21 protein-coding genes and 1 tRNA gene are annotated in these 20,910 nt (G+C 37.5%); 14 read left to right on the forward strand and 8 right to left on the reverse strand.

Translation table 11 applies throughout. The features are described 5' to 3' along the window. The first annotated feature begins 65 nt into the window (after nt 1–65). Genes THEIN_RS03395 through THEIN_RS03410 form a run of 4 tightly spaced genes read left to right on the forward strand, consistent with a single transcriptional unit; the run spans nt 66 to nt 4,168 of the window. Nucleotides 66–1,193 (forward strand): ABC transporter ATP-binding protein, encoded by a 1,128-nt coding sequence (locus THEIN_RS03395; RefSeq protein WP_013907299.1) that lies wholly within the window; start codon nt 66–68, stop codon nt 1,191–1,193. Continuing rightward, entirely contained in the window at nt 1,120–2,436 is a 1,317-nt protein-coding gene (locus THEIN_RS03400) for an ABC transporter substrate-binding protein (RefSeq protein WP_013907300.1), read from the forward strand. Before THEIN_RS03395 ends, THEIN_RS03400 begins: the two co-directional genes overlap by 74 nt. Nucleotides 2,437–2,475: 39 nt before the next feature. Beyond that, on the forward strand, nt 2,476–3,369 hold the full coding sequence (locus tag THEIN_RS03405) for a carbohydrate ABC transporter permease (RefSeq protein WP_013907301.1): 894 nt from the start codon (nt 2,476–2,478) through the stop codon (nt 3,367–3,369). Next, entirely contained in the window at nt 3,359–4,168 is an 810-nt protein-coding gene (locus THEIN_RS03410) for a carbohydrate ABC transporter permease (RefSeq protein ID WP_013907302.1), read from the forward strand. The genes THEIN_RS03405 and THEIN_RS03410 overlap by 11 nt, the downstream gene beginning before the upstream one ends. On the opposite strand, the gene THEIN_RS03415 is transcribed toward THEIN_RS03410, so the two are convergent. After that, nucleotides 4,169–4,912, reverse strand: coding sequence for a glycerophosphodiester phosphodiesterase (locus tag THEIN_RS03415; RefSeq protein WP_013907303.1), 744 nt, complete (start codon nt 4,910–4,912; stop codon nt 4,169–4,171). It lies immediately after the preceding gene. A 263-nt stretch (nt 4,913–5,175) separates the two neighbouring features. After that, entirely contained in the window at nt 5,176–6,429 is a 1,254-nt protein-coding gene (locus THEIN_RS03420; RefSeq protein WP_013907304.1) for an IS110 family RNA-guided transposase, read from the reverse strand. A 395-nt stretch (nt 6,430–6,824) separates the two neighbouring features. Between THEIN_RS03420 and THEIN_RS03425 the strand changes: the two genes are divergently transcribed. The 6 genes from THEIN_RS03425 (at nt 6,825) to THEIN_RS03450 (ending at nt 12,477) form a co-directional block, all read left to right on the forward strand. After that, complete coding sequence (locus THEIN_RS03425; protein ID WP_013907305.1) at nt 6,825–7,250, forward strand: YMGG-like glycine zipper-containing protein; 426 nt, start codon at nt 6,825–6,827, stop codon at nt 7,248–7,250. 277 nt (nt 7,251–7,527) lie between these two features. Further along, entirely contained in the window at nt 7,528–8,448 is a 921-nt protein-coding gene (gene xerA, locus THEIN_RS03430; RefSeq protein WP_013907306.1) for a site-specific tyrosine recombinase/integron integrase, read from the forward strand. Beyond that, on the forward strand, nt 8,408–8,932 hold the full coding sequence (gene hslV / locus THEIN_RS03435; RefSeq protein ID WP_013907307.1) for an ATP-dependent protease subunit HslV: 525 nt from the start codon (nt 8,408–8,410) through the stop codon (nt 8,930–8,932). Before xerA ends, hslV begins: the two co-directional genes overlap by 41 nt. A gap of 9 nt (nt 8,933–8,941) precedes the next feature. Then, on the forward strand, nt 8,942–10,279 hold the full coding sequence (gene hslU / locus THEIN_RS03440; protein ID WP_013907308.1) for an ATP-dependent protease ATPase subunit HslU: 1,338 nt from the start codon (nt 8,942–8,944) through the stop codon (nt 10,277–10,279). A gap of 3 nt (nt 10,280–10,282) precedes the next feature. Then, nucleotides 10,283–11,584 (forward strand): radical SAM protein, encoded by a 1,302-nt coding sequence (locus THEIN_RS03445; RefSeq protein ID WP_013907309.1) that lies wholly within the window; start codon nt 10,283–10,285, stop codon nt 11,582–11,584. Nucleotides 11,585–11,655: 71 nt separating this feature from the next. Then, nucleotides 11,656–12,477 (forward strand): L,D-transpeptidase family protein, encoded by an 822-nt coding sequence (locus THEIN_RS03450; protein WP_217125054.1) that lies wholly within the window; start codon nt 11,656–11,658, stop codon nt 12,475–12,477. A gap of 2 nt (nt 12,478–12,479) precedes the next feature. Here THEIN_RS03450 and THEIN_RS03455 read toward each other — a convergent pair whose 3' ends face one another. Then, entirely contained in the window at nt 12,480–12,824 is a 345-nt protein-coding gene (locus tag THEIN_RS03455) for an alanine-zipper protein (RefSeq protein WP_013907311.1), read from the reverse strand. Nucleotides 12,825–13,397: 573 nt separating this feature from the next. Here THEIN_RS03455 and THEIN_RS03460 point away from each other — a divergent pair. The 4 genes from THEIN_RS03460 to THEIN_RS03475 all read left to right on the forward strand — a co-directional run bounded on the left by THEIN_RS03460 (nt 13,398) and on the right by THEIN_RS03475 (nt 15,750). Then, on the forward strand, nt 13,398–13,724 hold the full coding sequence (locus THEIN_RS03460; protein WP_013907312.1) for a hypothetical protein: 327 nt from the start codon (nt 13,398–13,400) through the stop codon (nt 13,722–13,724). Then, nucleotides 13,721–14,029: a flagellar biosynthesis anti-sigma factor FlgM gene (flgM, locus tag THEIN_RS03465; RefSeq protein ID WP_013907313.1), complete on the forward strand. Its 309-nt coding sequence runs from the start codon at nt 13,721–13,723 to the stop codon at nt 14,027–14,029. Before THEIN_RS03460 ends, flgM begins: the two co-directional genes overlap by 4 nt. A 147-nt stretch (nt 14,030–14,176) precedes the next feature. Further along, nucleotides 14,177–14,968 (forward strand): glycosyltransferase family 2 protein, encoded by a 792-nt coding sequence (locus tag THEIN_RS03470; protein ID WP_013907314.1) that lies wholly within the window; start codon nt 14,177–14,179, stop codon nt 14,966–14,968. An 11-nt stretch (nt 14,969–14,979) separates the two neighbouring features. Further along, nucleotides 14,980–15,750, forward strand: a complete 771-nt coding sequence (locus THEIN_RS03475; RefSeq protein WP_013907315.1) for a glycosyltransferase family 2 protein — start codon at nt 14,980–14,982, stop codon at nt 15,748–15,750. Here the strand turns inward: THEIN_RS03475 and THEIN_RS03480 are convergent. The 5 genes from THEIN_RS03480 to prfB form a co-directional block, all read right to left on the reverse strand. Continuing rightward, nucleotides 15,747–17,009 (reverse strand): O-antigen ligase family protein, encoded by a 1,263-nt coding sequence (locus THEIN_RS03480; RefSeq protein WP_013907316.1) that lies wholly within the window; start codon nt 17,007–17,009, stop codon nt 15,747–15,749. The genes THEIN_RS03475 and THEIN_RS03480 overlap by 4 nt on opposite strands. Then, complete coding sequence (locus THEIN_RS03485; RefSeq protein ID WP_013907317.1) at nt 17,006–17,866, reverse strand: glycosyltransferase; 861 nt, start codon at nt 17,864–17,866, stop codon at nt 17,006–17,008. The genes THEIN_RS03480 and THEIN_RS03485 overlap by 4 nt, the downstream gene beginning before the upstream one ends. A gap of 12 nt (nt 17,867–17,878) precedes the next feature. Next, nucleotides 17,879–19,603: an ABC transporter ATP-binding protein gene (locus THEIN_RS03490; protein WP_013907318.1), complete on the reverse strand. Its 1,725-nt coding sequence runs from the start codon at nt 19,601–19,603 to the stop codon at nt 17,879–17,881. Nucleotides 19,604–19,651: 48 nt separating this feature from the next. Continuing rightward, nucleotides 19,652–19,727: transfer RNA gene (locus THEIN_RS03495), tRNA-Glu, on the reverse strand. Nucleotides 19,728–19,767: 40 nt separating this feature from the next. Continuing rightward, nucleotides 19,768–20,905, reverse strand: a protein-coding gene (gene prfB / locus THEIN_RS03500; protein WP_013907319.1) for a peptide chain release factor 2 whose coding sequence is annotated in 2 segments (ribosomal slippage) — nt 19,768–20,835 and nt 20,837–20,905 — 1,137 coding nt in all. Because the reading frame shifts where the segments join, the coding sequence is not laid out codon by codon here. Nucleotides 20,906–20,910: the final 5 nt, after the last annotated feature.

Consider the following 20,910-nt stretch of genomic DNA (forward strand, 5'->3'; position numbering starts at 1 on the left):
CAATCAATTGTTAACACACAGTTAAATTTTAAAAGATAAATTTTCAGCGATCAAAAGGAGAACAAATGACTATAGAACTTAAAAATATAATAAAAAAATTTGGAGATAAAGAAGTCATAAAAAATCTAAGTCTATCTATAGATTCAAAAAAGTTTACAGTCTTACTTGGAGAGTCAGGTTCTGGAAAAACGACTGTTTTGAGAATAATAGCCGGGTTAGAAAAAATCGATAACGGAAAAATAATTATAGATGGCAAGGATGTAACTTATAAAGAAGCTCATGAACGTGGAATTTCCATGGTTTTTCAATCATATGCTTTATTTCCTCACATGACAGCCAAAGAAAATATTATATTTGGACTAAAAGTGAGGAAGGAAAAGAAAGATACTATAGAAGCAAAACTAAAAAGAATAGCATCATTATTAAACATTACAGAAATATTAAATAGAAAGCCATCACAGCTATCAGGAGGACAAAGACAAAGAATAGCTCTGGCTAGAGCTATTATCTCTGGAAGGAAAATATGTCTTATGGACGAACCACTTTCCAATCTTGACGCTAGACTAAGGGACAATATGCGAAAAGAATTAAAAAATTTACAGCAGACGCTAAATTTAACAGTAGTATATGTAACTCACGATCAAATAGAAGCTATGAGTATGGCGGATAAAATTATTCTAATTCGTGAAGGAAAAATAGAACAAGAAGGAACACCTTACGAACTTTATAATTTTCCAAAAACCATCTACACTGCAAAATTTATAGGAACACCTCCTATGAACGTAATCACAATTGAAGAAATAAAAAAAGAAAATATCTTACCAAAACTTAAATTTCCTGAAACAGCAAAATATATTGGCATAAGACCTGAAAACTTCGAAATAAATACAAAGAAAATATTTTTTGGCACTGGAGAAATAAAGTTTACTGAATACTGTGGAAGCGAAACTATTCATACTATAAAAATTGGAAAAATTTTAATCTATTTAAAAACCTCTTCAAAAACAAATATTAAAGCAGGAAAAAGAATAAAAATATATTGCGATTATAATGATTTAAGGTTTTTTGATAAAAATGGCCAATTATTAATTGAAAACAAAATAAAAGGAGGGGTAGGCAATGAAAAAAACGTTAGGAGCATTGATTCTACTACTAATTATGGCGATCAACTTGAAAATTTGTTATGCAGCTGAAAAAATTAAAATTACTTTTTGGCATGCAATGGGAGGATCAAGAGCAGCTTTTATAAATAGAATGGTTGAAGATTTCAATTATACACATCCTGGAATAGAAGTTAAAGCAGAATACAAAGGCAGCTATAGAGACACCCTAAACAGTGCTATTCTTGCCTATAAACAGGGTAATGCTCCTCACATTGTACAAATTTTTGAGGTTGGAACACAGTTGGCATTAGATTCTCATATTTTTATGCCTTTTCAAGACACAATAAAACCAACAGATTATGCATTATTAGACGATTTTATCAAACCTGTAGCTAATTATTATAGAATTAAAGGAAAATTTAACTCTGTTCCTTTTAACTCTTCAAATCCAATTCTTTATTATAACAAAACTATGTTTAAAAAAGCTGGTCTTGATCCTGAAAATCCTCCGAAAACTTTTAATGAAGTCATAAAAGCTTGTAAAAAGCTAAAAAAAGCAGGAGCCAAATATTGTATTACCTGGCCTCTACATTCCTGGTTTGTTGAACAATGGGTCGCAGAACAGGGCGCTCTTTTGGCTAACAATAAAAATGGTAGAAAGGCAAGGGCAACTGATATCTATATCAATTCTGAAGCGATGAAAAAAATCATGAAATGGTGGAAGATACTTTACGACAAAGGATATTATGCCTATTCTGGAAAGCCTGAAGACTGGGATGGGGCTAACAACTTATTTATTTCTGGTCAAGCACCTATGCTAATCACCTCAACATCCGATGTAACTATTTTAGAAAACGCTGCTTTTGAACACGGATTCAAATTGGGAACAGCTTTTATTCCTATTCCCGATGGTACTGAAAGAAACGGCGTAGTTGTTGGAGGTGCAAGCCTCTGGTTAACTAAAGGGCATTCTAAAAAAGAAATTGAAGCAGCTAAAGAATTTTTACTTTGGTTTACAAATACTGAAAATGAAGTCCGCTGGCACAAAGGTACTGGTTATTTCCCTGTAAGAGAAAGCGCTGTTAATGTATTAAAATTTGAAAAATGGTTTGATAAACATCCTGCTTATAAAGCAGCATTTGATCAGCTTCTTCAAACAAAAGTCAATAGAGCTACCCAAGGCGCTTTAATAGGAAATTTTCCAGAAATTAGAACAATAATTGAAGAAGCAATACAAGAAATACTTGCTGGCAAACCAATTAATTACGTTTTAAACGAAGCGGATAAAAAAGCTGATAATGCTCTTAAAAGATACAACGATTCTATAAAATAAACTTAAAAGGGAGGGCTACGTCCTCCCTTTTAAAAGCACATGACACAAGACTATAATATTTATAAAAATAAGTGGATAGCTCTTTTACTACTTTTACCTACAATTTTAATCTTACTACTTTTCTTATATTATCCAATACTAGAAACATTTCTTCTATCGTTATATAGAGTAGGATTTTTAGGACTTACTAAAAAATTTGTTGGCTTAGATAACTATAAATATATCTTTAGCTCTAAAGACTATATTAAAATTTTTAAAAACACAGCCGTTTTTATTGTTCCCAGTATATTATTAAGTATAACAATTGGTTTTATTATATCCCTTTTCTTAAATAGCAAAATAAAAGGTATAAGTTTCTTTAGATTATTACTTATATGGCCTTATGCTTTACCTCCAGCGGTAGCTGGTGTCATCTTCTTATTTTTATTTAATGAACAATCTGGCATAACTAATTTTCTACTAAATAAAGTATTACAAATTCAAATTCCCTGGCTGTCAAATAATATTTTAGCAATGGGAGTTCTGATTATTGCTTTTGTATGGAAAATGTTAGGGTACAATATAGTTTTCTATCTAGCCGCCCTCCAAAATATCCCAGAAGAGCTTTTAGAAGCTGCCAGTCTAGAAGGAGCTTCTTATTTTCAAAAAATTTTTAAAATAATTTTACCCCTTCTTTCTCCCATAAGCCTTTTTTTATTAATAACAAATACAATTGCTGCATTTTTTGAAAGTTTCGCTTTCGTCGATTTAATCACTAAAGGAGGACCTGCAGGAAGTACGACTATTTTAATTTATAGTATTTATAGAGATGGCTTTGAGTATTTTAAAACCGGCATAGCTGCAGCACAATCTGTAATTCTTTTTATATTTGTCGTTATACTTACATTAATTCAATTAAGAGTATCCTCTAGGATGGTTCACTATGAAAGATAAGTTTCTATATATAATCTTATCTCTTTTTGTTTTTTTAATAGCATTTCCTCTAATATTAGCTTTTATTTTTTCCACTCAAACTCCAGCAGAAATATTTAGTTACCCACCAAAACTTACCATAGGTAGTGCTTTTTTAGAAAACTATAAAATAGCTTGGCAAAAATATCACTTAGGAAAATATCTTTTCAACACCATTTTTGTAGCCTTTTTTGTAACTACTGGTAAAGCTATCATTTCTTTTATGGCTGCTACCGCTATTGTTTATTTTTCTATTCCATTTAAAAGAGCAATTTTTCTTTTTATACTTTTTACATTAATGATGCCGACGGAAATTATGATTATTTCTTTATTTAATATCATTACAAAATTAAAGCTAGTTAATTCATTTGGCGCTTTAATCCTTCCCTTCTTAGCTTCAGCTACAGGAACTTTTCTTTTTAGACAACATTTCCTTCAAATCTCAAGAGATCTTTTAGACGCAGTAAAAATAGAAGGTGTTAATCCCTTACAATTTATGTTTAAAATTCTTCTTCCCATGTCAAAAAACATATTAGCAGCTCTTTTACTTATCGAATTTGTTTATGTATGGAATCAATATCTGTGGCCACTAGTAATTATTAGAGACAACTCAAAACAGCTTATACAAATCGGACTTAGAATGATGACAACAGGTCAAGATGCCACTAACTGGGGAGTTGTAATGGCAGGCGCAATAATTTCTTTATTGCCAGCATTATTAATATTTTTCTTCCTTCAAAAATATTTTTCTCAAGGCCTTGCTTTTAAAAGTGAAAAATAATTAAAAATTTTTTCCTTTTAATACTTTTCTAATCTTATCTGGTATATTTGTAGTAATAGAGTTTACTCCCATTTTAGAAAATTTCTTAGCAATATCTTCATCATCTATTGTCCAAACATTCCAGTAGAGTTTTTTACTAACTATTTTAAAGGCATGCTTCTCCCATATATCCAAGTTACTATCAGTTGATATACCAGTAAGATTAATATATTCTATTTTTTCTATTATTCTTTCTATTGGTTCGTCTTCAGATATATTGTATCCATATTCAACTATCCATAAAGTTCTAACATTTTTATTAAATTTTTGCCATTCTAGCAAAAAACTATAATCAAAACTAAAAACCATTAATCTTTCTTTTTCTTTAACTTTTTCCAAAGCAGAAAATAAGGGAAAAGCCGCTTCTTTACCGGACTTAATTTCTATATAAATTTCTAAATCTCTAAACTTATTTATTACTTCTTCTAAAGTAGGTATTTTCTCTCCTTTAAACTGTGGTCCAAACCAACTACCAACATCAATTGCTTTCAATTCTTCCAAAGTAGCTTTACTAACTATAACGTTTTTATCCCCTGTACGCTCAGTTGTTTTATCATGTATAACCACCAATTTATTGTCTTTTGTAAGATGAACATCCAATTCAATCCCATCAGCCTGTAATTCCTGAGCTATATAGAAAGCAGCTATGGTGTTTTCAGGGGCGTAATAGGAAGCACCTCTATGAGCAATAATTTTTATATCCATAACAAACCTTCGCTGTCACTGCAAGGCTTCGTTAGAGGTCGAAGCAGTCTCAGGGATTGCTTCGCTTCGCTCGCAATGACTCAATTGTCGCCTATTTAGTGGCCCCATTCCTGTGAAAACATCGACCAATAACCACCAACTCTAGTTCAAGAGAGATTCCTGTGCGTGGTCAAAGCCTACAATTTGTTGTGCCTGCTGGTGGTCGGTCAGGTTAATATCGCGCTCTTTGGCTTCAGTGGGGGCTACGACCTTACCTCGCTGTTTTATGCCGCTACCACTTTATACCCAAGTCTTTCTGCTTCTTCTTTTATTTTTGTCAATAATCTCTCCCTATTTATCTGCTTCAGATGATTTGCCCCTAATTCCCTGTATTCCTGACCCTCTTTGATGATAAAATACACCGCTTTCAATATCTTATGCGCTATGGCCCCTATGGCTTTCTTAGGCCCTCGACGAGCACGAAGTTGCCTATATTTTGCCGCATAATATGTCCCTTTCTTCCTCGTGGCCGCCCAAGACACCTCTATCAAAACGCTTCTTAAAGGATGTTTCTTTACCGGGCTCTTGCCGCTAATCCTCTTTCCTCCACTTTCGTTATTCCCTGGACAAACTCCTGCCCAACTGGCTAGCGCCCTCTCATTTGAAAAACTTCTCAGATCCGGCCCTACTTCTGCCCAAATAGCTCGCGCTGAAACTTCACTTACTCCTGGTATCCCTTTTAATCTCTCTATTAAATCTTCATGGTGTCTCATTACTTCCTTGATCCTTATATCCATAATCCCTATCTCTTTTTCCAGAGTCTCTATTATGCTTAAGAGCGAATGCAAAAGAAAACGATGATGCTCTTCGAAAAAGCCACAAATAGAGCGATAGAGCTCTTCTACTTTCTTCTTAAGTTTCCCTTTAGCACAAACCCTAACTTCTTCAAGGCTAGGCTTGGGGGTCTCTAAAAGTAATCTCATGATTTGACGACCTGTTTCCCCAAACAAATCTGAAACTACATTGTCTAGCTTAATATTTGCTGATTCAAAAAGCTTTTGAACTCTTTTCTTATAATCAGCAAGCGTTTTGACATGTTTCTGTCTAAGTCGTACTAGCTCTCTCCAGAAACGAACTTGTTTTGGGGGAATATAACTTGCCCGTAGCAGACCTACACGAAGTAATTCTGCTAACCAGCGGCTGTCTGAGACATCCGTCTTTCGTCCAGGGACATTTTTGATATGCCTGGCATTGACTAAGATCACTTCCACATAGCCTTCTAAAATATTGTGTATAGGCTGCCAGTAAACACCTGTGCTTTCCATGGCTACAATGGGACAATCTTTTTCGATCAGCCATTCTCTCAGGGCTATAAGATCGTCGGTAAAAGTTTCAAATTCTCGAACTTCGACTTCTATAGAACCATCAGGAAGAGTCTTTAGGATACATGCTGAGACGAAACGCTTATGAACGTCAAGGCCACAACAAATGGGATGAATAATTCTTAAAACCTGGTTATTTTCTTTTTCAGGAGCCATGGGTATATACCTCCTTTTTAAAGACTTTTTGAAGCAACAAAATATCCATGGCTCCTCTCTTTTCAATGTTTTCATGCCTTCGTTGTGCCCCTTTGGGGCATGGAGGTTAATAAAACATTACTTGCTGGCTAGCAAAGATAACGTCTCTTTTTAATACAAACAGTTTTTCCGAACTTTCGACAAATTTGTTTTAAAACAATCAAGATTACTTAGCTTTTTAAGCACTCTAAAATAAATAAGTCAAAACTACTGTCTGTTGAAATTCGCTAGGACCTAAAAAACGACTTTAGTTGTTCCGAACATAGCGAAGAATTTCTCCTAGCATCCCTGTTGGACAAATAAAATTGGCATCTATCTTGCTTATTCTAAAAGTGTCAAAAAGAAAGGAGGTAGCCATGAAAAAGATAATTCTATGTTTAATGCCATTATTATTTTTAATAGTCTTAAACAGTTGTACCACTACCCAGCAAAGTGCTTCTTACCAAGGAGCAACTTTAGGGGCAGCAGTAGGGGCTGTAACTGGAGCCATGTTAGACAACAATAATCCCTGGCGAGGCGCAGTCATTGGAGCCACAGCTGGAGCTGTATTGGGAGGGGGACTTACAGAAATAAGTTCTCAGGCCTCTGCCAACGCCGCCAGCACCGGACATACAGTGGTATATCGGCAGGGTGATAACGTAGTTGAAGCCACACCGCTTTCCTACAACCAACAAACAAAATGCCACAAAATACGCAAGCGTATCTGGAAAAAAGGCCGTTTGATTGAAGACCGCGTTGAAGAAGTATGTGAGGCCCACAAAACTACCAACTCTTACTTTTGATTACTTTTGATATAGAGTGTTAACCGGCCCGCCTATCCTCAATGTGAGCCTGCCACCTTGCGGCAGGCTCTTTCTTTGCTATTTTGCTTTTATCAATGGAGACCTTTGCAAAATATGCCATACTTAAAGAGACTGCTTCGCCCATACGGGCTCGCAGTGACACCCTAAAAGGGTCATTGCGAGGCTGCCCCCAGCAGCCGAAACAATCTCATGTAATTGTTTCGCTTCACTCACAATGACAAAAAGGCATTCGCAATGATAGCATTTATTTTCTAAAATGATCATTGAAGACTTTTTAAATTATTTACAAAACGAAAAAAGGGCCTCTCCAAACACGGTGCGTTCATACGCTACAGATCTTTATCAATTAAAAGAGGCCTTAGGGAAGGACCCCGCTCAAGCCACTCTCCCTGAAATCAGGCTATATTTGGCAAAATTGGCGCAAAAAATTTCTCGCGCAAGTCTTGCGCGAAAGCTTTCAAGTTTTAAGGCCTATTTTCGTTTTTTAAAAAAGAATAATAAGCTCAACGACGAGCGGCTTTTATTCCTTAAAGGCCCAAAGCTTGAGCGCAAACTGCCCCGGGTTTTAAACGTTGACGAAGTGTTTGCCATGCTTGAAAAGCCAACCGGAGACGACTTCTTGGCTTTGCGGGACAAAGCCATTCTTGAAATTCTTTACGGAGCAGGGCTAAGGGTCTCTGAGTTGGCTTCTCTTTCTATTGATGATGTGCTGCTTGACCTCCAAGTATTTCGCATAAAAGGTAAGGGGGGAAAAGAAAGGCTCACCCCCTTTGGCCAAAAAGCCAAAACCGCTCTTTTGACTTACCTTGAGGCCCGTGAAAAGCTACTTAAGCGCAAAAAGAAGGAAACGCGGCATCTTTTTTTAAGTGTGCGCGGCAAACCTTTATCCAGCCGGAGTATTCATAGAATAGTTAAAAAATACGCTCTTTATCTAGGTTTGCCAGAAGTTTCACCTCATACTTTAAGACATTCCTTTGCCACCCACTTGTTAGAAGCCGGTGCTGACCTTAGAGTTATTCAAGAAATGCTTGGGCACGCGCGCTTGGCCACCACCCAGCGCTATACACACCTTGATTTTTCAAGGCTTGCCCGAGTTTATGACGATTCACATCCCAGGGCTAAAAGGAGTAAAAAAAATGAAGGGAACAACGATTATCGCCGTAAAAAAAGACGGTAAAGTCGTAGTAGCTGGTGACGGACAGGTCTCTCTTGGAGAAACAATTATCAAACACAAAGCCCGCAAAGTAAGACGGCTTTATCACGGAAAAGTCATTGTAGGATTTGCCGGGGCCACCGCTGACGCTTTAACTCTTTTTGAAAGGCTTGAAAAGAAGCTTGAAGCTTATGGTGGGCAACTGGTGAGAGCCGTAGTAGAACTAGCTAAAGACTGGCGTACAGAAAGGACCTTAAGACGCCTTGAAGCCATGCTCATTGCCTGTGACAAAAATCACATGTTTTTGCTATCAGGGGCAGGTGACGTGATGGAACCTGATGATCAGGTGCTCGCCATTGGCTCAGGTGGTTCTATGGCCTTAGCTGCGGCCAAGGCCCTTTTAAAACACACGGACCTCCCCCCACGAGACATTGCCCTTGAAGCCATGCAAATTGCTGCTTCAATTTGTGTTTATACGAACGACCAAATCGTAGTTGAGGAATTATAGGAGGAAATTATGGAAAAGCTTACCGGAAGCGAACTTACACCACGCCAGATAGTAGCCGAACTTGATAAGTATATAATTGGCCAAGACAAGGCCAAAAAGGCTGTAGCCATAGCGCTTCGCAATCGCTGGCGAAGACAACAGGTGCCGCCTCCTCTATCAGAAGAAATTTACCCCAAAAACATTATCCTTATCGGCCCCACCGGTGTGGGTAAAACAGAGATAGCTAGAAGGCTTGCCAAACTTTCTAACTCCCCCTTTCTAAAAATAGAAGCCACCAAGTTTACCGAAGTGGGCTACGTGGGCCGAGACGTAGAATCCATGATAAGGGATCTCGTCCACATAGCCGTAGAAATGGTCCGCGAAGAAGAACAAAAACGCGTGCAAGAAAAAGCCACCTACCTGGCTGAAGACAGAATCCTTGACCTGCTTCTCCCTCCACCCTCTGACACAGATAGCGCCACCTTTGCTTCTACCCGGGAAAAATTCCGCGAAAAACTTCGCCGGGGAGAACTTGATGACAAATTCGTCGAGATAGAACTGGCCGGGAAACCTGCTCCAATGGTAGAGGTGCTCGCCGCCACCGGACTTGAAGACCTGGAACAGCAAATTCGCGACATGATGGGGAATCTTTTTCCCAGACGCCCCAAACGCAAAAAAATGAAAGTAAAAGAAGCCCTTGAACTTCTTAAGCAGGAAGAAGCCAACCGCCTGGTGGATATGGACAAAGTGGCCAAAGAAGCCATCAGGCGGGTAGAAACAAGTGGCATTATCTTCATAGACGAGATAGACAAAATTGCCGCCAGAGCCGGCGGAGGTAGTACCCCTGATGTTTCCCGCGAAGGAGTGCAACGGGATCTGCTGCCCATTGTGGAAGGAACCACCGTAAACACCCGCTATGGCATGGTGCGCACGGACCATATTCTTTTTATAGCCAGCGGTGCTTTCCATGTGGCCAAACCGTCTGACCTTATCCCTGAGCTTCAAGGGCGATTTCCTATCAGAGTGGAACTTGATCCTCTAACGGAAAAAGACTTCGTCCGCATTTTAACCGAACCAGAAAACGCCCTGATAAAGCAATACAAAGCCTTACTTGAAACCGAAGGCGTAATCCTTGAATTTACACCTGAAGGCGTAGAAGAAATCGCCCGTATTGCTTACGAAGTAAATGAACGCACTGAAAATATCGGCGCAAGAAGGCTTTACACCGTTATGGAAAAACTGCTTGAAGACATTTCCTTTGAGGCTCCAGATGTGGCGCCAACTAAAATTGTTATTACCGCAGAGTACGTGCGGGAGAAATTGGCCAACGTGGCCCAGGACTTAGACTTGAGCCGCTTTATTTTGTAATTTATGTGGCCACGCCTTTATCCTGCACCAGAGAAGAGCCCCAGGCTGCTTTTTGCCGATAAGGAAGGCCGTATTTACGACCACCCTTATCTCCTGGCCATGGGGCTCTCTGGCTACGATGTGGTTTTGCCAGAAAGGGAAGACTTTATACCTTTGCCCGTAGGCAGTGCTCTTTATGTTTTGCCTGAGCGCTATCCTATTGGCTATGACCCCCATAAAGATGAACCAGTGGTCCTTAAGGAAAACCCCTTTGCTCCAGGCGAGCCTGTTTTCGCCGTGGCAGCCTATCTGGCCCCGGCGCACACTCAGGTTTATCTCTGCCCTTATTTGGAAAGCCGAAAAGAGCTTCCGCCGCTTCCTCTTTTTTCTTATGCCGCGGCAGGCTGGCACCGAGGGCGTTTTTGGGCTACGGCCTTTAGGTCTGACTTTGATCATCGTCAGGAAGTTCGTTTTTTTAATGAAGAACGCATAGAAAAGGCGGCTAAGGAATTCTTAAGACGCTTTCCAAATAACCGTTTTGTCAAACATCTGGTAGAAAACTGTGTAAGGCGTTACCGTTGCCCAGCAGCCAGAAACTTTGTGCTTAAACGCTTTGAGGCCCCGGCTCCGTGTTCTCCATCCTGTAACGCCAGGTGTATTGGTTGCCTTTCCTGGCAGGCCGAAGACGGCCCCCACATTGCCCAGGAAAGAATAGCCTTTGTGCCCACGGCGGAAGAAATGGCTGAAGCCCTGATTCCCCATTTAAAGGGGGCCCAAAGAGCCATGGTTTCTTTTGGGCAGGGCTGCGAAGGCGAGCCTTTGCTTCAGGCTGGGCTGATAGAAAAAGCCATAAAACTTATGCGCCAGGCCACCAGGCGAGGCACTATAAATCTCAATACTAACGCTAGCCTCCCTGATGAAGTAGAAAGGCTCCGTAAGGCCGGGCTTGACAGTATAAGGGTAAGCCTTTCAAGTGCTAGAGACAATTATTATAAGGCCTATTTTAGGCCCAGAGGTTATGATTTACACAACGTCAGGGAAAGTATCAGGCGCATGAAAAACCTCGGCGGCTTTGTGTCATTAAACCTTTTTGTTTTTCCCGGATTTACCGATGAAAAAGAAGAGTTTGAAGCCCTATGCGATATGGTATCTTTGGGGATTGATTTTATTCAGCTACGTAATCATGCAATAGACCCTATTTGGTATTTAAAAAAGATAAATTTTGAGGCTGGTAGCGAATGTTTAGGCATAAAAAATTTAGTAAAAAGGCTTGGCGAAGAATTCCCTCGCTTACGTTTCGGTTATTTCAACCCTCCATTAAGATAGCTCTTATTTTACTTGTTTTCGCTGGAAATGCCCTTGCCCTGGATAGATACGTTTGGGATAGCCATCATACTGTGGTAGGGGAAGTTAAGAAACACGTCATTTCTGAAAATGAAACTTTACTTGATATCGCCCGCTGGTATGACCTAGGTTATAATCAAATCATACTGGCTAATCCTAAATACGACCCCTGGATCCCCCCTCCGGGCAAGGAAGCTGTTATTCCTACTCAATACGTATTACCCAGTGTAAAAACAGGCTTAGTAGTCAATCTTGCGGAAATGCGTTTGTATTTTTTTACAAGAGAAGGAAATAAAAAAATAGTTTATACCGCTCCTATAGGTATTGGCACAGATGGGAAACTTACTGAACTAGGAATTTATACCATTGTTCGCAAAAGAAAAAACCCCCCCTGGCATGTACCTGAATCTATCAGGAAAGAAGAACCTGATTTGCCAGAGGTAGTACCCCCTGGCCCGAATAATCCCTTGGGAACGCGAGCACTTTATCTTTCCCGAGGCTCATACATGATCCACGGAACTAACAAGCCTTGGGGAATAGGAAGACGTGTAAGTCACGGCTGCATGCGCCTGTACCCAGAAGATATTGAGGCTCTTTACCCACTAGTTCCCGTAGGTACTCCGGTAACAGTAATATACGAGCCTTATAAATTAGGCGTAAAAGATAACAAAATATATTTGCAAGTCTTTCCAGACTTTGAAAATAAAGTTGCTTCTTCTTTTGCGGAAATTATGCGATTAGCCAATATTTTAAAAAAAGAACAAGGTGGTAAAATTATCCTTTACTGGATGGAAATAAGAAAATATTTAGAGAATAAAGACGGTATCCCTCATATAGTAGGTGAAATTAGAGGGATACCGCCGGCTAAAAATTAAAATTATTTGGTCAAGCTCTTTTCGAAAACACGTTCAATTTTGCTGGCCGCAGCGTCGGCTTTAGCAGCGGCTTGAGCTGCTCTATTAGCTGCAGCATCAGCTCTCTGAGCCGCCATGGTAGCTGCCTGAGCCGCAGCCTCAGCCCTCTGAGCCGCAGCTTCTATGCGAGCAAGGGTTTCCTGGAGATTCTGGCACTGAGCAGCTGCTTCTTTGGCTTCTTGAGAAGCCTTAATGGCTTCCTGCATCAAAGCCTTGTCCTCTGGCTTAAGACCAGTAGAACATCCTATAGGGACCAAAAGCAAAGAAGCAAGACTAGCCATACCAAGCCATTTTTTAAACCGTTTCATAAATACCTCCTCTCTCTTGTCTTAATTATTAAGTTTTATATACGAGTATTAAGGCCAATTTGCAAGCTTAAAACAGGATATTAATTAAAATTTTTGTTAAAATGCATCTATTCCAATAATCCAATATACTAATAATCTCAAATTATTAAACATTTTTAAAGCAACCTTTACGAAAGCTTAGAAAATAGATTGAGATCGCACAGCGAGACTTTCGCCTTTCAATAGGGATTGTTTCGCTTTGCTAGCAAAGACTTTTTAGGGTGTCATTGCAAGGTCTCTCAGAGTGTCACTGCGAGGAGCCGAAGGCAACGACGCACTCTCTTGAGCCACCAGCTACCGGCCATCTGCCATATGCCATTTAGTCACAGCAATCCCGTATGTCTCTTAAGCAAAACATTTTGTAACGATCTCTTTCTATGTGGCAAATTATTAGGCTTTATTGAAATTATGGGAAAGGGAAAAAATTGAAGATTTTCACCTATGGTAAAGGGTTGAAAATAAAGCGTTTTAAAAATATGTAATTTTAAAGTTCTCCTCTTCCTCTGCCCGAAAAGTATTATAGAGGACGGAACAATGAATATCTACTTTAACAAAATTCAAAATGTTATAAAAAATTACGGCCGCCAAGCTGGCCGAAAAATCTCTTGGCACAGAGAAAGGCCTACTCCTGATAAAGTAACTATATCGGAAGAAGGTAAAAACTTATTAAATCAGCTGGCTTGGCGTTTAAATAAACAACAAGAACCAGGGGTTGAGAATAATGAAAAAACTTTTAAGTTTAAAATTGTTGATGCCGAAAAAGGATTAGAGGAAACCGAAGAAATATCTTCGGAGGAAAAATCTAAGCTTTTAGAGAGGGTCGTCGCCAAAATATTAAAGGCGAAAGGAGATAACCGATGAAAATAGAAAATCTTTACCAAAAATTTAATGTTCAGACGGAACAGGTTAAACAGGCCCAGACCCAAGAGCTCAATCAAAAAGCAACCCAAGCAAACCAGCAACCTGCTGTTGAGCGAGACCGGGTAGAAATTTCCCAAACAGCGCGAGACATCAAAAAGATTGAATCTATAGTGAAAACCTCCCCTGATGTTCGAGCCGATAAAGTAAGGGCCATTAAGGAACAAATTGAATCTGGCACTTATCAGGTAGATTCTAAAAAAGTAGCCAACGCCATGTTAGCTGACCTCTTGAAAGATATAGCTTAGAAACCATCCCCCTCCTCAATTTTAAAGGGAGGCTCTCCGCCTCCCTTTTTGTTTTTGGAAAAGCCTGTTATATTATTCATAATGATTGTTAAACTTACAGAAATATTAAACTAATGACATAAAAATTGTTATTTTATTTATAAAACAATGAAAACATCTGTAATTGTATCAACTTACAATCGTCCTTCAGCATTAAAAAAAGTAATAGATGGACTAATAAACCAAAAACATCTACCAAATGAAGTGATTATTGCAGATGATGGTTCGAATAATGAAACTAAAATATTAGTAAAAAATATAAAAAAAAGGGCTCCTTTTCCAATTATACATATATGGCAACGAGACAAAGGTTTTAGACTTAGCAGAATAAAAAATAAAGCTATTAAAATCGCCCAATATGAATACATTATTTTTTTAGATGGAGATTGTATACCTCATAAATTTTTTATTGCAGATCACCTTTTCCTAGCCGAAAAAGGATATTTTGTTCAAGGAAAAAGGATTCTAGTAGGCCAAAAAATAGAACCTTTTTTCTCTTATAAAGAAGCAAATTCTTTAATATTTCTTTTAAAAGCCATATTAACAAATAAAATATCTAATTGGCATCATATTTTTCGAATAAAAAAATTCCCTTGTTTTAAAAATAGAAAACTGAGAGGCATAAAAGGTTGCAACATGAGCTTTTTTAAAGAAGATCTTATAGCAATAAATGGCTTTAATGAAGACTTTATAGGATGGGGACGAGAAGATTCAGAGTTAGTAGTAAGATGCTATAATTATGGATTATATCGCAAAGAACATCCTTTCCTAGCTATTTGTTTCCATCTTTGGCATCCCCCTGCACCTAAAAATAATTTATTAAAAAATGAGCTTCTTTTAGAAAAAATTTTAAAAACAGATAAATACTTTTGTGATAACGGAATATTAAAAAGAAAATAATATTATTAACAATGAAAAAGATTCCTATTTCGGTTATAATTATTACTAAAAATGAAGAAAAACGTTTGATTCCCTGTTTAAAAAGCATTTCTTTTGCTGATGATATAGTAATTTTAGATTCGGGAAGTGAAGATAGAACAATAGAAATTGCTAAAAATTTCGGCTGTAGAGTTTTTGTAGAAAAATGGAAAGGATATGGGCCTCAAAAGCAAAGTGCGTTAGAAAAGACTAAATATAAATGGGTATTAAGTCTAGATGCTGATGAAAGAATACCACAAGAAACAGCAGAAACCATTAAAAATATAATAAAACAACCAAATGCTTCCGCTTATAGTTTTTGTAGAAAAAACTTTTTTCATGGTAAATGGATAAAAAGATGTGGTTGGTGGCCAGATAGAATAATAAGACTTTTTGATAAATCTACAGGTAAATTTGAAGGATTAGTTCATGAAAGATGGGTTACATATGGAAAAACTATTAACTTACAGGCATATATAGAACATTATTCTTTTGATAATTATTCATCAATGTTAAAAAAATTAGACGTTTATTCTGAGCTAGCAGCTATAGAATTATTCAAAAAAGGGGTTAAACCATCTATTATTACACCATTTTCTCATTCTATATGGTCCTTTTTAAAAATATATTTATTAAAACAGGGCTTCCTAGAAGGACTAGATGGATTTATTATATCATTCTTAAATGCAGCTGGACACTTCTTTAAATATGCCAAATTAATAGAATTGTATCGCTACTCAGACAAAATTGAATATAAACACTAGCATTCTAAAGTAGTTCTCCTAATACATAGCCCTATTATAAAACTAAAAGTAACTAGCAACATATGAATAAATAACACATTTTCAGTAAATCCGGATACAATCATATGGATACAAGCACACAAAGAAATATATCCTAACGGATTATTACTTAATATGAGTTTCTTGGAATAGATCAGAATTTTATAAAAAATATATAACAAGGCTGTTAATCCTAAAAGCCCATTAGTTGCCAATACAAACATAAACATATTATGAGGATGATTATATCGGGCAAGTAAAGATGGGAATTTCCCACTTTTTACATATTCTTTTGCAGCAATGATATAATCGCCTGTCCCGACGCCCAAAAAAGGATTTGACATAAACATTTTAAAAGAAGCCTTCCACATAACAAAGCGTGAACCAATAGAAGTACCAACAATTCCAGACTGATATTTAGAAATATCGGAAAAAATTAAATTTACTCTTTGATTAACTACATTATTAAATTTATAGAGAGAGATTAAAAACACAAAAATTACTGCAAATACTATTAATAATATCTTTTTCTGTTTTCTAAAAACAACTAAAAGTAAAATCATAAAAGTGACTAACAGCCCCAACCAGGCAGTTCTTGAAGTAGACAAAATTATAGAAACTAAACCAATCAAGATAAAAGAGAAAAGAAAAAATTTCTCAGTAAACTTTAGAGAAAGCCTATAAAAAATCAAAAATATAGTGGCTACATAAAAACCAAATGAATTGATGTTTCCAACCCAAATATGATGAACTCCTAAAGGACGAAACGGTATAAGCGTTGAGTCTTTTATAAAGATACCAAAATAACTTAAAAACCCTATTACATCAAAAACAATCAATCCAAACAAAAAAGAAAAAAAAATCAACTTGACCCGACGATTGCTTAAAAAACAAGAATCTAACAAAACAGAAAAGAGCCAATAAACCAATATCAGGTTAACTAGTGTTTTTGCCCGCTTAAAACCTTCAACATAATCTTCGCTATAAACAACACCAAAAAAAGAAATACCTACTAGAAACAAAAAAGGATAAAGCAACGGCTGTTTAATATTACTAAATACTTGCTTTCTAAGCTTAGAGCTAAAAAGAGAAAAAATCACAACTTGCAAATAAATTAGTATCATTATTATAGTATTAATACTTTTAGAAAGAACTATAGTAAATGCAAATAAAATCAACGAAATAATCAAAGCAAGAAAAAATTTTTCTAAACTTTTATCTTTATCGTTAGCGATGATCATTTCACCAATTTAAAATGCTTTTTGCTAAAATCCAGATTAAATAATTTCTCGAAAAACAATAAAACACGATGTTTCTTTTCTCTCCAGGTTAACTTATAATTGGGATCCGCTCGAAATATTCCTTCTGCGGGTGGTAACCAGTCTTCTATAACTTTTGGATGCTTACCTTTGAACTCTCGTAAAATTTTAGGATCAATTTTATCATATTTTTTTTCTTTATATTCTTTGCCCCAATACTTTTCTACCTTTTGTAACTTTAGATTCATTTGTTCTTCACTTCTTATCCAACCGTAATGATATATCTTAGCCCCAGTCATAGCTGCTTTGGGATAGCGACCTCTTTTATAATTATTTACAACAAGAAAAAATAAACCTTTTGGAGCCCATACAAACAAATTATTTTTAATTATTCTTACTTCTTTTCTATACCATCCAGGAGACCATATATAGGTATTTTTATTACCATAAAAATGGATATAATCAAAAGCTAAGGCTTCTACATCGGGATCATTTAAATATTTTTGCATAGCTCTTTTTATTTTTGGTAAATCATCTTCATGTATAACTTCATCGGCTTCCAGATAAAAAGCCCAATCTCCTGTGCAATTAAAAAGAGCAATACTTTTTTGCTGACCATACACAAAACCTTTTGTTCTCATATTTTCATTCCATTGTGTATGGATAATTTTTAGTTTTGGAGTATCTATTTCTTTAAGTTTTATTTCAGTATTATCTTCACAAGGACCTAAGGCCACAATAAATTCATCTACTATCGGTAAAATAGACTTTATAGATTGAACAAATGGATAACCCAACATTTCTGCATTTCTTAAAAAGGTAAAACCGCTAACTTTCATTGCAATTCCTCTTTAATGCCTCACAAAAGATTCGTATAATTCTTCATATACATGACATTTTTGTAGCAATTCTTCGTGTTTTCCTTGAGCAATTATTTTACCTTTTTCCATAACTACTAAAATATCTGCATTTTTTACGGTGGATAAACGATGGGCAATAAGAATAGTTGTTCTATTTTTCATCAGGTTATTCATGGCCTTTTGTACTAGCTGTTCGGAAACTGAATCTAAATGACTGGTTGCTTCGTCTAAAATTAATATAGGAGGATTTTTAAGTATGGCTCTAGCAATAGCTATTCTCTGCCGCTGGCCCCCTGAAAGGTTAAAACCTTTTTCTCCTAGCAAAGTATCATATCCTTGAGGCAAGTCTTTAATAAATTCATGGGCATAAGCTAGCCGTGCTGCCTGTTTTATTTCTTCTCTGGTGGCTTCCGGTTTTCCAAAAGCAATATTTTCTGCCACCGTTGCATTAAAAAGTATTACGTCTTGAGAAACCAAACCTATAAGAGCTCTTAAAGATTTTAAGTCAAACTCTTTTAAATCTATATTATCAAGAAAAATCTTTCCAGAAGTAGGATCGAAAAAGCGAGGAATCAAAGAAATTAAGGTACTCTTTCCAGCACCACTTGGGCCCACGATAGCTAAAACTTTTCCTGATGGAATAAGCAAATCTATGTTCTCAATAGCAGCTTCTTCTGCCCTGGGATATTTAAAAGTTACACTTTTAAAGTTTATGCCAATTTTTGGAGGGAAAGCTTTAATTTTTCCAGACTCTTCTTTCGGCAAGCCCGAAAATTCTTCAAGTCTCTCAACGGCAGCTAAAGCTTCATGACTTTTGGCATAAGCTGAAGACAATTTTTTTACCGGATTAAATATCATCAGAATAGCTGTAAGCACTGAGAAAAAATCTCCAGGACTTATGGCTCCTTTTATAATCAAGTGGCCTCCGTAAGCAAAGACAGCTCCGCCACCAACCCCAGCCATAAGGTTGGCGAAAAACTTAGTTCCTTCATTATATTTTGTAAGCTTCAAAGAAAAACGATAAAACTGATTTAAAGCATGATTAAAGCGTTTTAACATGTACTTTTCTTGCGTAAACACCTTTATATCTTTTAAACCCTGTAGGCTTTCAGAAAGATGGCTGGTAAGATTGGCCATCTCCTGTTGGGCCAAGTGTCTGGTCTGGTGAGATTTTTTGGCCAGTTTCCTTGAAATTAAAGCTACGGCAGGCAAAACCGTTAAAGCAAGAAGAGTTAAGTCCCAACTTCGCCATAATGCCACGCCAATTAGAATTACTATTGTTGAACTTTCAAGGACTATAGTTCTAAAAACATCAGTTAAACTTGTTTCTACTATGTTAGTATCGTTAATAACGCGTGATACCAATCTACCAGAAGTCTCTCGTCTCACTTGAGAAAGAGGTAAAAAAAGAAGTTTTTCAAATATATCGGCACGTAATTTATTGGTTAACTTAAGTGCAGCTATGCGCATAAAGTAAGCCTGACAAAAAACAGAAAGGCCTCTAAAAAGGAAAACTACTACTATCGCTAGGGGAACAAATTTAAGATAATGATAGTTTTCTTTTAAAAAAACATTATCCATTAATGGCTTTACTAACCAGGCAACAGAACCTGAAAAGATAGAAGCAATAAAACTAAAGATGATAGACAAAAATATTAAAAACCAATAAGGTTTAACGAGTTGCCAGAGCTTTAAAATAGAGGAATCTTTTTTCATTTCAAGTGACCAGAAATATTAAATTCCAGGAAGGCCAAAAATAAAATTTGGCGGCCCCACGGGGACTCGAACCCCGGTCTCTGGCGTGAGAGGCCAGTATCCTAGGCCACTAGACGATGGGGCCGTCATGTCTTCTCTAAACTTAGCTACAGCTAAACGGCCTGTCAAGAAACCGCCTCCCGATTCTGAACTTCTAGAGAATCCGCTTTCTGCAGATGATAGGCCCTTATAAAACCGTCTATATCCCCATCAAGCACCGCCTCTACGTTTCCCACTTCTACTCCTGTGCGGTGGTCTTTAATAAGCCGATAAGGTTGTAGCACGTAAGAGCGTATCTGGCTACCCCAGGCAATTTCTTTTTTCTCGCCGTAAAGTTTTTGCCTTTCCTCTTCTTTTTTGCGGCGCTCAAGTTCATAAAGCCTGGCTTTCAATATAGCCATGGCTATGGCCTTATTGCGATGCTGGGAGCGCTCGTTCTGGCACTGGACCACGATACCCGTTGGCAGGTGCGTAATACGCACGGCACTTTCAGTCTTGTTAACATGCTGGCCACCATGGCCACTGGCACGCATAGTTTCTATTTTTAAGTCTTCCGGCCTGATTTCTATCTGGATATCTTCTTCAATTTCAGGGATCACGGAAACCGAAGCAAAAGATGTATGCCTCCGGCCACTGGCGTCAAAGGGAGAAATCCTTACCAGCCGATGAATCCCTGACTCGGCCTTTAAGTGGCCATAGGCATAAGGGCCTTCCACCATAAAGGTTACTGATTTTATGCCGGCCTCTTCTCCAGGAAGAATATCAATTATCCTGGTCTTAAAGCCCTTTTTTTCCGCCCAGCGAAGATACATACGAAGAAGCATCTCAACCCAGTCCTGAGCTTCTGTGCCCCCTGCCCCAGCGTGAATAGTAACAATAGCGTTAGAGGCATCATGAGGGCCAGAAAGAAAAAGTTTAACCTCTTCTTCTTCTATAGTTTTCTCTAAATTTTTAAGGCGGGCTTTTACTTCTTTAAGTGTTTCCTCATCATCTTCCTCTACACCCAGCTCAAAAAGAACTCTCGTATCTTCAAATTCCTGTTCTAGCTTTTCCCAGGAGGCTAAAAGGTCTTCAAGGCGTGCCCGCTCCCTTAAAACTTCTTTGGCGTCTTTACGGTCCCAGAAGCCTTCTTTGACCAGCTCTTTTTCCAGTTCTTTGAGTCGTTCTCTTTTAGCCGCTGGATCAAAGACACCTCCTTAAACTTGATATACGTTCCTCAAGTTTTTCAATCTGCATTTTTATCTCAGCTGGATTAAGGGTCATCAAAC

This window comes from Thermodesulfatator indicus DSM 15286, from assembly GCF_000217795.1.
Taxonomy (GTDB): Bacteria; Desulfobacterota; Thermodesulfobacteria; order Thermodesulfobacteriales; family Thermodesulfatatoraceae; genus Thermodesulfatator; species Thermodesulfatator indicus.